Here is a 13,049-nt window from a genome sequence, read left to right on the forward strand (position 1 = left end):
GTGGGCGGTCCTATTACAAACCCGCAAATATTTCGTGAAGCCCAGATGGTATTTTGCGTAAATCACGGCGTAACGCTTCGTTTACCATGATTTATTTGATTTTTATCTATTCCGCGGCTTCCGAAACTCCACTCCTTACATCCAGTCTTTTCGCCGTCCGCGCCCAGAAGCTCGACAGGAAGGCCGGATCGCGAAGTGCCTCCAGGCGTTGCCATTGCGGAAACGACGCGGCGAACGTCTCTGGACCCATCCGGGCGTCCTTGTAGGGGTTCACCGCCCCACCCGCCTCGACGGCGATGCGGTCGAGTTCGGCAAGCAATCGCAACGTCCTTTCGCCCCGGTTGGGGAAATCGAGCGTCAGCGTGTAGCCCGGCCGCGCGAACGACAGCAGCGCCGGCGAGCGGACATCGCCGAAGCGCTTGAGCACGGTCAGGAACGATCCCTCGCCCGCCCGCCGGGCCGCCTCGAGCAGCGCCGGGACGATGCGGCGCGCATTGGCCTCCGGCACCACGCTCTGGTGCTGGAAAAGCCCGCGCGGTCCGTAGAGCCGGTTCCAGTCGCGGATGCCGTCGAGCGGAAAGAAGAAACCCTGATAGCCCGCCTGGCGCGGAGCCGCGGACCTGCCCTTTTTCCAGCGGTAGGCCGCGTTGAAGACGGTGAGGAAAGGCCGGTTGAGGACATTGAAGGGCGGCTGCATCGGCACGGAAAGCCGGCTGCCGGCACGCGCGGCGGCGTGCGAGCCGTGCTCGGCATGGTTGCCGATGAACAAGAGGCCGCGCCCGCGCCTTTTGCCCCCGGCAAGCTGATCGATCCAGGCGACGGCATATTCGTTGGCCTGGTCGGCAGCCTCGGCAAGATCGAAGAATTCGCCGAGATCGCGAAACCGCGTCGCCTTTTCCGTTATGTCGAGCGAGGGCACCCGCATCAGCTTGATCGATGCCGAAAGGATAAGCCCGGTCAGCCCCATGCCGCCGATCGTTGCCGCGAACAGACGGACATTGTCGGTTTGCGAACAGCGATAGGTTCGGCCGTCGGACCGAAGCAGTGTCAAGGCCTCGACGTGGCAGCCGAAGCTGCCGCGCCGATGGTGGTTCTTGCCGTGGACGTCATTGGCGATCGCGCCGCCCAGCGTGACGAACTGCGTGCCTGGAACCACAGCCGGAAAGAAGCCGTAGGGCGCGGCGTGCGCGATGATGTCGCAAAGCAGCGTACCGGCATCCGCTTCGAGCACGCCGGTCTCGGCGTTGAAGGAACGGATGCGGTTGAGCGGCCGCATGTCGACCACCATGCCGGCATCGTTTTGGCAACTGTCGCCATAGGAGCGGCCATTGCCGTAACCGAGCAGCGATCCGGCTTTCGCCTCGCCACGCTTCAGCAAGGCGATCGCCTCGTCCGCCGGGATCGCCTTGCGCGCCGGCGCCGTCGCCAGTCCGAAGCTGCCGAAGCGCTCGTTCCTCATCACCAGCCTCCGGCGACGAGGAAGACCGCGCCGATGGCGACGACGATCTGGCTGCGCCAGTCGCGGATGATGAAGACGACCGGATCGTCATGCATCTCGTCGCGCCGGGCGAGGATCCAGACGCGCATCGTGAGGTAGAGCACGATCGGCGCCAGCGGCCATATCAGCCAGGGATGCGGATAGAGCTCGCGCACCGCCGGGCTGTCCATATAGAGCGCCAGGACCAGCGCCGAGGAAAAGGCAGAGGCCATGCCGGCCTGGGCGACGATTTCCTGGTCCTCGGTGCGGTAGCCACGACCGGCGATGCGCTCGCCCGGAGGAATGGCCGTGGTGCGCAATTCGACAAACCGCTTCACCAGCGCCAGCGACAGGAAGAAGAAGATCGAAAAGGCGAGCAGCCAGAAGGAGACGTCGACGCCGGTGGCCGCCGCGCCCGCCAGCACGCGGATCGTGTAGAGGCCCGCAAGCGTCAGCACATCGACCAGAAGCATGCGCTTGAACGACAGCGAGTAGGCGGTGGTGACCGCCATATAGCCGGCAAGCACGCCAAGGAATTCGATCGGCAGGAACAATCCGACGGCGATGCCGATCGCGAGCAGCGCGACGATCGCGCCGAGACCGAACGGAATGGACAATGCACCGCTGGCGAAGGGCCGGTTGCGCTTTGTCGGATGCTTGCGGTCGAGCGCCAGGTCGAAGAAATCGTTGAGGATATAGATGGCGGACGCCACGGCGCTGAAGGAGACGAACGCCAGCAGGCACTGCCAGATCATGTTTGGGTTGAAATATTCGTGCGACAGCACCATCGGCACGGCGATCAGCGAGTTCTTCAGCCACTGATGCATGCGCAGCATCTTGACGTAGGTCCTCAGCGTCGGCTTCGGCGCCGGCATGGCCTCGGCGCTATGCGCGGCCTGCCAGCGCCGGGCGCTGCGGTCGGGTGCGACCACGAGCGCGTTGCGCGCGGCGTCGAACACTTTGAGGTCGTGACGGCTGTTGCCGGCATAGTCGAAGCCCGCGTCGCCATAGGCGGCGACAAGTGCCGCGCATTTCCTGCCTGACGTCATGTTGTGCGGGCCATCGGTCGCCAGCACCTGATCAAAGATGCCGAGATGCGCCGCGATCGCCTCCGCGAACTTGTGCGGCGTTCCCGTCGCCAGCACGATCACGCGACCCTCCCGGTGCTCGGCGCGCAACCGGTCGAGCAGGTCTTGGCGGTAGGGCAGCGAGGCCGGATCGATGTCGACGCGCCTGGCGATCTCCTGCTTCAGCCGTGCGGGACCGCCGGTCAGCCAGAGCGGCACAAGAAAGAGATAGAGCGGGTTCTTCTTGAGCAGGATGAACAGCCCTTCCCATAGAAGGTCCGTCGCAATCAGGGTGCCGTCGAGATCGACCGCAAGCGGGATTGCGTTCCTGTCCGACCTCGCGTCCATTGTCCTGCCCCGATCGACCGCAAGATCCCGGAAAGGGACCACGCGCCAACTCAACCCACGCCGCGTGCCGGCGTCCTCGGGTCGGATATAGCGGGTGATGACGCAGCGAACGTTAAAACGCCCGGTTGCAGCGCGTGGTCATACCGGTTTTCGGGCGTCATCGTTAAGCTACGGCTACCGAAAACGATAAAAGGCCGGACATCGGTCCGGCCTTTGCCAAATCTTGCTGCGCCAATCTTGCGGCGACGGTTACTTGATGCGGGCCGCACCGCCCGAAATTTCGACCGTTTCCGAGCCGGTCAGGGCTTCGAGGTCGCCATTGGGCAGGGTGACGAAGCAGCCGTTCGAGCAGAATTCCACCGTCTCGCCGGCGGCAAGCGTCAGCTCGCTCTTGGCGCCGCCTTCGGTCACGACCAGGGTCCGCGTCTGAGCGTCCCTGTTGATCGCGCTGGCGGCGAAAGCCGAACCGCCCAGAGCCAGCAAAGCGATGGCGGCAACGACAGACTTCCACATTGCATTTCCGGTGTTCACACACCGCCTCTGTTCAAATTTGCAAGGCATTCTCGCCCTTTGCATCGAAGCTTATATGAGATGTTACCTGAACCGCAACTGAATGCCGCATTCATGCCACAATCGGTTTCGGCGTCGGATGAGCGCAGCTTGCGTAGTCTGCAGGCCGGCCCCACCCGAATATCGGTGCACCTTAACTAGGATCCGGCTTGCGGCCCTTGCGCTTCATCTTTGCCAGCCGCTCCCGCTCTGCCGCGGCTTCCGCCTCCAGCCTCTGGCGCTCGGCGAATTCGGCCTCGATCTTGTCGTCGTCGATCGGCCAGGCCTCGTGCTTCTTCGTTTCGACCACGGCGCGCGGCGTCGAGGGTATCTCGATCTGCTCCTCCTCGAAGATATCGAAGATGGCGAAGCGAATGTCGTTCTGCACGACGCTGCCGTTCATGATGTCGGCGACGAACACGCGGATTTCGAATTCGAGCGCGGCCGCCCCGAAATTGGCGAAGAGAACGAACGGCTCGGGGTTCTTCAGCACCATCGGATGGGCGCGCGCAATGTCCATCAGGATGGCATGGACGCGCTTGACGTCGCTGCCATAGGCGACGCCGACCTTGATGTCGATGCGCCCGAGCTTGTTGCGATGCGTCCAGTTGCCGACCGCATTGTTGATCAGGTTCGAGTTGGGCAGGATCACCGCCTGGCGCTGGAAGGTCTCGATCTCGGTGGCGCGCACGCTGATCTTGCGTACCGTGCCGCTGACGTCGCCCGCGACGATCCAGTCGCCGACCTTGAACGGACGCTCGGCAAGCAGGATCAGGCCCGAAACGAAATTCGACACGACGTTCTGCAGGCCGAAGCCGATACCCAGCGAAAGCGCGCCGGCAACCAGCGCGAGATTGGAAAGATCGATGCCCGCGGCCGAGATGCCGACCAGGCCGGCAATCGCCACGCCGGCATAGCCGACGCCAAGCCGGATCGAGTTGCGCACGCCGGCATCGACCTTGCCGCGCGCCATCACCGAGCCATCCAGCCAGCCCTGGAACCAGCGCGTCAGGAAATAGCCGATGACGAAGACCACGATACCGCTGAGGATGCCGAGGAAGGAGATGGTCACCGAACCGATCGAGACCCCTGTCGCGAGCTTGTAGGCCCAGGCCTCGATATCGCCGGGCTGGAAGCCCCACATCAAAAGGATCAGCGGCAGGAACACCAGCACGATCATCAGGTTGATGGCGATGCTGACCACCAGGCCGAGCTGGTCGAGGGCGGTATCCTCGTAGCTGGAATTTTCCGAAAGCCATCGCCCGACCGAAGTGTCGGCGAAGCCACCCTCCTCCCCGATCGCACGTGCCGACAGGAAGCCGATATAGGCCGTTACCAGAACGGTGCCGGTCACCACGACCTGGAACGAGACGAAAAGTGCCAGGCCGATATAGCCGAGCAGTGCCGCCGCGATGGTGAACAGGCCGAGCCCGATGGCGATGAAACGAAGCCACGCCGGCCAGGGGCGCCATGAGCCGTCGGCGGCCCTGAAAGGCCGCAGCAACCCCATCAGGATGAGGATGACGCCGACGATGATGGTGGCGACAAAGCCCCTGGCGATCGTCAGCGAAAGCGGCGAACCCATCTTCTCGTTGACGACCGACAGGAAGTAGTTGAACCCGAGCACCAGCGCCATGGCCGTCGTCAGCCCGACGAGCCAGCGCGCGGGACCGGTCGCGACCGGGATCAGCCGCCAGTTGGGCAGGCGCGGTTCGAGCGCCGCGTTGGTCAGCCGGTTGACGCAGAACACCATGCCGATCACCGTCAGCAAGGCATTGAGGAACGTGCCGATATCGCCCCGCAGCACATTGTAATAATTGAAGAAGAACACCGCCGAGGCGAAGAAGACGCCGAGCGCCAGGGTCGGCAGCAGCGTCGACCAGAAGGCCACCGACAGGCGGCTGAGATAGGACGGATCCTCGACGGTCGGGTCGGCCTCGAATATGCGGCCGAACAGGCGCCTGCCGCCGATCAACAGCACCGCCGCCAGCGCCAGGGCCATCAGCGTCGCCGCGAGGATCGCCTGGAACTTGAACCTGACGGCGAAGCTCAGCCACGACGACACCGACTTGTAGAGGCCCGAGAACTGGTCGTGCGCGTCGGAAAAGGCCTGCGGGCTCAGCGCCTCGGTCAGGTCATAGTGCTTGGTGATGACGCTGCGGAAAAGCTCGCTGCGCATGACGGCGATCTTGTCGACCAGCCCGTTGACGCGGATCGACAGGTTTTGCGCGCTGGCGACGACCGCGTTGATCTGAGCCTTTTCCGAGGAGAGCGCGCTGCGCTCGTTGTTGACGATCGCCGGCTCGGCAGGTTGCCCCTGTGCCGGTGGCAAGCCGAGCACCTCGACGCGGTTGTTGATGTCGGTGAGGCGCTGCCGGAATGCCAGCGCGCTGTTCAGCGCCGCCCGCGAAATATCCTCGAGCTGCAACCGGATGTCGACCAGCCCCGCATCGTCCTCATCGGGGTCGCCTAATTTCTTCTCCAGGCCGTCGGTCTTGGCCGTCAGGTCCTGGATGGCCTTGGTCTGGTCGGCGATGAGCTGCGATGAGCCATGGCCGATCGCCTGCGCCGACGCCTCCAGCGCCGGCTGCCCGAAGACAGCGACGACGACGACCAGGATCAGGCGCAGCAGGCGGAAGAACATGAGTTTGTTGGCGACTCGCGGTCGAAAAATCCTCGAAATTTCCGCCCTTGATAAAGACCGACATATCGGGCGGCAAGCCGTCCCGACCGCATCGGCGGAAGTCGGCCTGTCGAAAAGCGATGGCGCAATCTTGGCTTTGCGCTTCCCGCCTGCTCTATAGTCTGCCGCTCGCATCATAAGGACGATAGGAAGAATGGCGGAATATTCAGCCTTCTCGCTGCTCAAGAACGCGCTGACCGGCAACAAGGATTGGAAGCCCGCCTGGCGCAAGCCGGACCCCAAGGCTTCCTATGACGTGATCGTCATCGGCGGCGGCGGCCATGGTCTTTCGACCGCCTATTATCTCGCCAAGGAACACGGCATCACCAACGTCGCGGTGCTGGAAAAGGGCTGGCTCGGCTCCGGCAATGTCGGCCGCAACACCACGGCGGTGCGCTCCAACTATCTCCTGCCGCAAAACACCCGCTTCTACGAACATTCGATGAAGCTGTGGGAGAATCTCTCGCACGACCTCAACTACAACGTCATGTTCTCGCAGCGCGGCTGCCTCAACCTCGCGCATACGCCCGCCCAGCTCGACGATTATGCCAGGCGCGGCAACGCCATGCGGCATCTCGGCGTCGACGCTGAACTGATGAGCGTCGACCGGATCAAGCGGCTTGTGCCGGCGCTGGACGTCTCGGGTTCGGCGCGCTTCCCGGTTCTTGGCGGGCTGATGCAGCCGCGCGCCGGCACCGCCCGGCACGACGCGGTCGCGTGGGGCTATGCGCGCGGCGCCGACCGGCGCGGCGTCGACATCATCGAAAATTGCGAGGTTACCGGCTTCCTGCGCGACGGCGGCCGCATCACCGGCGTTTCGACGACGCGCGGCGAAATCCGCGCCAAGAAGGTCGCGCTTGCGGTTGCCGGCAGCACCGGCCAGGTCATGCAGCTTGCCGGCATTTCGCACATGCCGATCGAAAGCCACGTGCTCCAGGCCTTCGTCTCGGAATCGCTGAAGCCCATCGTCGACACCGTTCTCACCTTCGGCATGGGCCATTTCTACATTTCGCAATCCGACAAGGGCGGCCTCGTCTATGGCGGCGACCTCGACGGCTACAACAGCTACGCCCAGCGCGGCAGCCTGCCGATTGTCGACGAGGTGATGAGCGAGATGCTGGCGCTGTTCCCCGGCCTGGCCCGCGTGCGCATGCTGCGCTCCTGGGGCGGGCTGTGCGACATGACGATGGACGGCTCGCCGATCATCACCACCGGTCCGCTGCCGGGCATGTATCTCAATTGCGGCTGGTGCTACGGCGGCTTCAAGGCGACGCCCGCATCGGGCTGGTGCTTTGCCTACACGATTGCCAAGGACGAGCCGCACGAGTTCAACGCGTCCTTCACGCTCGACCGCTTCTATCGTGGCCTGATCATCGACGACAAAGGCCAGGGCGCGAACCCGCGGCTGCATTAGGGTTTTGAAAGAGAATGCTTATCACCTGTCCCTATTGCGGGCCGCGCGACGTCATCGAATTCACCTACCAGGGCGACGGTAACCGCGAGCGGCCGCAGCCGGCCTCGCAGAACCTCGACGCCTGGAACGCCTATGTCTACGACCGGCTGAACCCGGCCGGCGATCACAACGAGATCTGGCAGCATTCCGGCGGCTGCCGCGCGCATCTGAGGGTCGTGCGCAACACCATCACGCATGAGATCCTGAGCACAGCCTTCGCTCGTGGCGGCCACAAGGCGGGGGGCCGCTCGTGAGGCCTCGCCGCACGGAGACCGGCGGCCGGATCGACCGGCTGCGCACCATCCGCTTCACCTTCGACGGCGCGCCTTACACCGGCCATGCAGGCGACACGCTGGCCTCGGCGCTGCTCGCCAACGGCGTGACGCTGTTCGGCCGCTCCTTCAAATATCACCGCCCGCGCGGTCTGCTTGCCGCCGGCGTCGAGGAGCCGAACGCGCTGGTGACGGTGCTGCGCGGCGAAGTGCGCGAGCCGAACATCCCGGCCACCATGGTCGAGATCTATGACGGTCTCGTCGCCGTCAGCCAGAACCGCACGCCTTCGCTTGCCTGGGATGTAAGCGCGATCAACCAGCTCGGCGGCAAGATCCTGTCGGCCGGCTTCTACTACAAGACCTTCATGGGGCCGGTGATCGGCCCGCTGAAGGGCACGCGCTTCTGGATGTTCTGCGAGCATTTCATCCGTCGCGCCGCCGGCCTCGGCAAGGCTGGCACCGCGCCCGATCCGGCGCGCTACGAGCGCATGAACGCTTTTTGCGACGTGCTGGTCGTCGGCTCCGGTCCGGCCGGCCTGATGGCGGCAAAGGCCGCCGCCGACCAGGGCGCCCGCGTCATCCTCGCCGATCTCGAAGCCAACTTCGGCGGCTCCGCCAATTGGTCGGGCGAAACCATCGACGACATGCCTGCCGCCGACTGGGCCCAGCGCACCGTTGGCCAGCTCGAAGGCAACGACAATGTCCGCCTTTTGCCGCGCACGACGGTGTGGGGTTATTACGACGGCAACACGCTGGCCGCGCTCGAACGCGTGACCGATCACAAGGAAGTGGCCGCCAAGGGTGAGCCGCGCCAGCGCTACTGGGCGATCCGCGCGGGCACCGTGGTTCTCGCCACCGGCTCCTTCGAGCGGCCGCTGGTGTTCCCGGGCAACGACCGTCCCGGCGTCATGCTGGCGCATGCGGCAGAACGCTACGCAGTTGAATATGGCGTGCTGCCGGGACAGCGCATCGCGCTCTTCACCAACAACGACAGCGCCTACCGCTCGGCCCTCGCCTTGAAGAAGGCCGGCGCCGCGATCGTTGCCATCGTCGATGTCCGAAGCGACGTCTCGAACGACATGCGCCGGCTGGCGAGCGAAGCCGAGGCCGAGCTGCTGGACGGCCATGCCGTGATTGCGACCGAGGGCAGCAAGGGCCTCACCGGCGTCAAGGTGCAGCGCTTCGACGCCACGAGCGGTGCGCTGAGCGGAGACGAACGCAGCATTCATGCCGACAGCCTTCTGATGTCCGGCGGCTGGTCGCCGACCATCCATCTTGCCAGCCAGGCCGGAGCGAAGGCCGAATGGAACCTGGCCCGGCAGGCCTTCCTGCCACCGAAGCCGACGCAGCGCTGGCCAAATCAGCAATGGATTGGCGCCGGCGCCTTCACCGGCAGTTTTTCGACTGCTGAAGCCATCGCCGAAGGTCGCGCGGCCGGCCTTCAGGCGGCTGGCGGTGCAGCGTCATCCGCCCCCCTGCCCGTCGTCGAGGCGGCCCCCGGCGATCCCGACCCGGCGCCGGTCTTCGAGATCAAGGCCAAGGGCAAGAGCTTTGTCGACTACCAGCACGATGTCACCGCCGAGGACGTGCGGCTGGCGCATCGCGAAGGCTTCGTCTCGGTCGAGCATCTGAAGCGCTACACCACGCTCGGCATGGCAACCGACCAGGGCAAGAACTCCAATGTGCCTGGCCTTGCCATCATGGCCGAGGCGCTCGGCAAGCCGATCCCCGAAGTCGGCACGACGCGCTTCCGCCCGCCTTACACGGCGGTGTCGATCGGCTCCTTGGCCGCCGAACGCTTCGGCGACCTCAAGCCCGAACGGCTGACGCCGATGCATGACTGGCACCTCGCCAATGGCGCGAGGATGTATTCGGCCGGCCTCTGGTACCGCCCGATGATCTACGGCCTTGCCGGCGAGACGGTCGAGCAGGCCTATGTCCGCGAAGCGAAAGCGACACGCGAAAGCGCCGGCATCGTCGACGTCTCGACACTGGGCAAGATCGCAGTGCAAGGGCCCGACGCGGCCGAGTTCCTCGACCGCGTCTACACCAACATGTTTTCCACACTCGCGGTCGGCAAGGCCCGCTACGGCCTGATGCTGCGCGAGGACGGGCTTGCCTTCGACGACGGCACCACCTGGCGGCTTGGCGAGCAGGAATTCCTGATGACCACCACCACCGCCAATGCCGGCAAGGTGATGCAGCATCTGGAATATTTCCTCGACGTCATCTGGCCGGAGCTGAAGGTCACCGTCACCTCCGTCACCGACGAATGGGCGGGCGCAGCGATCGGCGGACCGAACGCGCGCGCCATCCTTGCCTCCTGCGTCACCGGCACCGCCGTCGACAACGCCAGCCTGCCCTTCATGGGCATCGTCCATGGCCGGATCGCCGGCGTTCCGGTGATGATCTGCCGGCTGTCCTTCTCCGGCGAAATGGCGTTCGAGGTCTATTCCGGCGCCGGCCACGGCACCCGCGTCTGGGAAGCCTTGATCGAGGCCGGCAAGCCTTTCGGCCTGGTCACCTACGGGCTCGAGGCGCTGGGCACGATGCGCATCGAGAAGGGCCATGTCACCGGCGCCGAGATCGACGGCCGCACTACGGCGCGCGATCTCCACCTCGACTGGATGCTGTCGAAGAAGAAGCCCTTCATCGGCTCTGCCATGATGGACCGTGAAGGCCTGATCGCGCCTGACCGGCACGAACTGGTCGGCCTGATCGCCCTCGACAACCGGCCGCTCAACGGCGGCGGACACATCGTCGAGGAACTGGACGAAGCCAATCCGCACGACTCGCTTGGTCACATCACCGCCTGCTGCTATTCGCCGGCGCTGGGCAAATATGTCGCGCTGGCTTTGGTCAAGGGCGGCAAGGCGCGTCACGGAACCCGCGCGTTCGTCTCGGATCCGCTGCGCAACCGGTTCGGGCCGATCGAGATCGTCTCCAACCACTTCTACGATCCGGACGGGAGCCGCATGCATGGCTGAGCACCAGTTGCCCGAACGCCAATCGCCGCTCGAGCCGGACTATCATCCGGGGTCGCACGGCAATTTCGAACATGGCGTCGATGTCATCCTGTCTGAGACGCGGCCGGGCTCGATCCTGCAGCTCGCCGCATGGCCGGGCGAAGAGAAGCGGCTGATCGAAATTGTCCGCAAGGTCACCGGGCTCGCGCTGCCCGACGGCGCCGGCGGTGGCGCGAGCAACGGCGCCCGCGCCGTTTTCGGCTTCGCGCCGGGGAAATTCACCGTGGTGGACGAGGCCGAAGGCCTGGCTCAAGCCTTTGCCGGATCGATCACGCCGGCCATCGGCACACTGACGGACCTTTCGCACGGCCGCACCGCGATCCGCATCGCCGGCCCGAAGGCCGAATGGGTAATGGCGAAATTCTTCGCCATCGACTTCGCCTTGCCGGCCTTCCCGCTCGGCGCTGGACGTTCGACCAACCATCACGACGTCTTCGCGCAGATCCAGCGCACAGGCGCCGACCAGTTCGACATCTACGTCTTTCGCTCCTTCGCGCGCTCGTTCTGGAAGGCTTTGTGCCACGCCTCGGAGGAGGTCGGTTACGAAGTGCAATAGCCCGGCGCGACAAGATCAGGAATTGGTCCAGCCGGCATCTGGCACTACGGACGATTACAACTGCTGCTTGAGTGTTGGGCCAGCAGGGACGATAGATAGGAATCATCGGCGTTTGCCAGGGCAAACGTCCGCTCAGGCAACCAGTTCGACCATACTCTTCCATGACTGTTGAGACTTCGGCGACGGCCACGACCCGCTTTGCTCCGGCGGGCGGTCCGTCGATGCTGTTGCCGGCGACCGTCGCCTGCGGCGTGTTCATGACCAGCCTCGACCAGAATGTCGTGGTTACCGCGCTGCCCGGCATCGGCGAGAGCCTCGATCGCCCGCCAAGCCAGCTTGGCCTGCTGATCACGGTCTACGTCGCGAGCCTCATCGTCACCATGCCGCTCGGCGGCTGGTTGGCCGACCGCTTCGGCCTGCGCAACGTCTATTGCTTCGCGCTGCTCGTCTTTGCTGGCGCCTCGGCCCTGTGTGGCCTTTCGGAAAACATCTGGATGCTGGTCGGCTCGCGCGCCTTGCAAGGCTGCGGCGGCGCGTTGATGGGCACGCTTGGCCAGGTCGTGATCCTGTCCAGCTTCCCGCGCGACCGCACGCTGAAGATCAACATGTATATCTCGCTGGCCGGCCAATCCGGGCCGCTTGTCGGCCCGCTCGTCGGCGGCGCGCTCACCACTTACGTCTCCTGGCGCTGGATCTTCTACATCAACATCCCGATCGCGCTGACCGCCGCGATGCTGGCCGCCTCCATGTTTCCCACGACGACCAAGCCGGTCCGCACGCCGTTCGATTTTCCGGGCTTCCTGCTCGTCGGCAGCGGCATGGGGCTGCTGGTCTTCGGCATGGATTCGCTTGCCGCCAAGGATGCCGCAAGCAGTCTCATCGGCATCGAGCTTGGCCTGGCGATCGTCATCCTGGCGGTTGCCGCCTTCTATTGCCTGCGCGCCCGCAACCCGCTGCTCGATCTCAACCTGCTGCGCATCCGCACCTTCCGCATCTCCTTCCTCACCGGCGGCGCCCTCGACACGATTGGCCTGAGCTCGGTGGTTTTCCTGCTGCCGCTGATGTTCCAGCTCGGCTTCGGCATGAGCGCCGTGCAGGCCGGATCGCTGACCTTCGTCGCCGCGATCGGGTCGTTGATGATGCGCTTCTTCATGCCGCGCCTGTTGAACCGCTTCGGTTTCAGGCGCGTGCTGGTCACCAACACGCCGATCGTCGCTTTGCTGGTCGCAGGCTTTGCCCTGATGCAGGAGGGCCTGCCGGCCTGGATCGTCCTGGCCTACATCTTCGCCTTCGGCGTCTTCCGTTCCGTGCAATGGGCCTCGACCGGCAACCTTTCCTATTCGGATATCGCGCCGGAGCAGCTCGCGCGCTTCAGCGCGCTCTATTACATCTTGTGGCAGCTTGCGGTGGCGATCAGTGTCGGCCTCGCCGCTGCGCTGCTGTCGCTGCTTGCCGGCGGCGGCAAGGCCAGCGTCAACGACTATCGCATCCTGTTCGTCATCGAAGGGCTGATCACGCTTTGCGCGCTGTCGGCTTATCTCAGGCTGACGCCGCAGGACGGCGCCCATGTCAGCGGGCACGGCGCGCATATGAGCACCGATTAGCCGACCGAGAAACT

Annotated in this window: 9 protein-coding genes; 5 read left to right on the plus strand and 4 right to left on the minus strand. The window is 64.8% G+C overall.

Annotation, left to right across the window (positions count from 1 at the left end; translation table 11 throughout):
- Positions 1-106: 106 nt before the first annotated feature.
- The 4 genes from FJW07_RS11095 to FJW07_RS11110 form a co-directional block, all read right to left on the minus strand.
- On the minus strand, positions 107-1,459 hold the full coding sequence (locus tag FJW07_RS11095; protein WP_140856381.1) for an FAD-binding oxidoreductase: 1,353 nt from the start codon (positions 1,457-1,459) through the stop codon (positions 107-109).
- On the minus strand, positions 1,459-2,892 hold the full coding sequence (locus FJW07_RS11100; protein ID WP_140856383.1) for a UbiA family prenyltransferase: 1,434 nt from the start codon (positions 2,890-2,892) through the stop codon (positions 1,459-1,461). Before FJW07_RS11100 ends, FJW07_RS11095 begins: the two co-directional genes overlap by 1 nt.
- Before the next feature lie 249 nt (positions 2,893-3,141).
- Positions 3,142-3,405: a hypothetical protein gene (locus FJW07_RS11105; RefSeq protein WP_027167119.1), complete on the minus strand. Its 264-nt coding sequence runs from the start codon at positions 3,403-3,405 to the stop codon at positions 3,142-3,144.
- Between the two features lie 190 nt (positions 3,406-3,595).
- A complete protein-coding gene (locus FJW07_RS11110) occupies positions 3,596-6,085 on the minus strand; it encodes a mechanosensitive ion channel family protein (protein ID WP_140856384.1) in 2,490 nt (829 codons plus the stop codon).
- Positions 6,086-6,278: 193 nt separating this feature from the next.
- On the opposite strand from FJW07_RS11110, the gene FJW07_RS11115 reads away from it, so the two are divergent.
- From FJW07_RS11115 to FJW07_RS11135, 5 genes are all read left to right on the plus strand, one after another.
- The gene (locus tag FJW07_RS11115; protein ID WP_140646632.1) at positions 6,279-7,538 is read left to right on the plus strand and encodes a sarcosine oxidase subunit beta; all 1,260 of its coding nucleotides are present in this window, start codon (positions 6,279-6,281) and stop codon (positions 7,536-7,538) included.
- 14 nt (positions 7,539-7,552) lie between these two features.
- Positions 7,553-7,831 (plus strand): sarcosine oxidase subunit delta, encoded by a 279-nt coding sequence (locus FJW07_RS11120; RefSeq protein WP_140646633.1) that lies wholly within the window; start codon positions 7,553-7,555, stop codon positions 7,829-7,831.
- Entirely contained in the window at positions 7,828-10,836 is a 3,009-nt protein-coding gene (locus FJW07_RS11125; RefSeq protein WP_140856386.1) for a sarcosine oxidase subunit alpha, read from the plus strand. The genes FJW07_RS11120 and FJW07_RS11125 overlap by 4 nt, the downstream gene beginning before the upstream one ends.
- A 7-nt stretch (positions 10,837-10,843) precedes the next feature.
- On the plus strand, positions 10,844-11,431 hold the full coding sequence (locus FJW07_RS11130) for a sarcosine oxidase subunit gamma (protein ID WP_140646683.1): 588 nt from the start codon (positions 10,844-10,846) through the stop codon (positions 11,429-11,431).
- Between the two features lie 161 nt (positions 11,432-11,592).
- Positions 11,593-13,035 (plus strand): MFS transporter, encoded by a 1,443-nt coding sequence (locus FJW07_RS11135; protein ID WP_140856388.1) that lies wholly within the window; start codon positions 11,593-11,595, stop codon positions 13,033-13,035.
- Positions 13,036-13,049 lie beyond the last annotated feature (14 nt).

This window comes from Mesorhizobium sp. B3-1-9, from assembly GCF_006439595.1.
Taxonomy (GTDB): Bacteria; Pseudomonadota; Alphaproteobacteria; order Rhizobiales; family Rhizobiaceae; genus Mesorhizobium.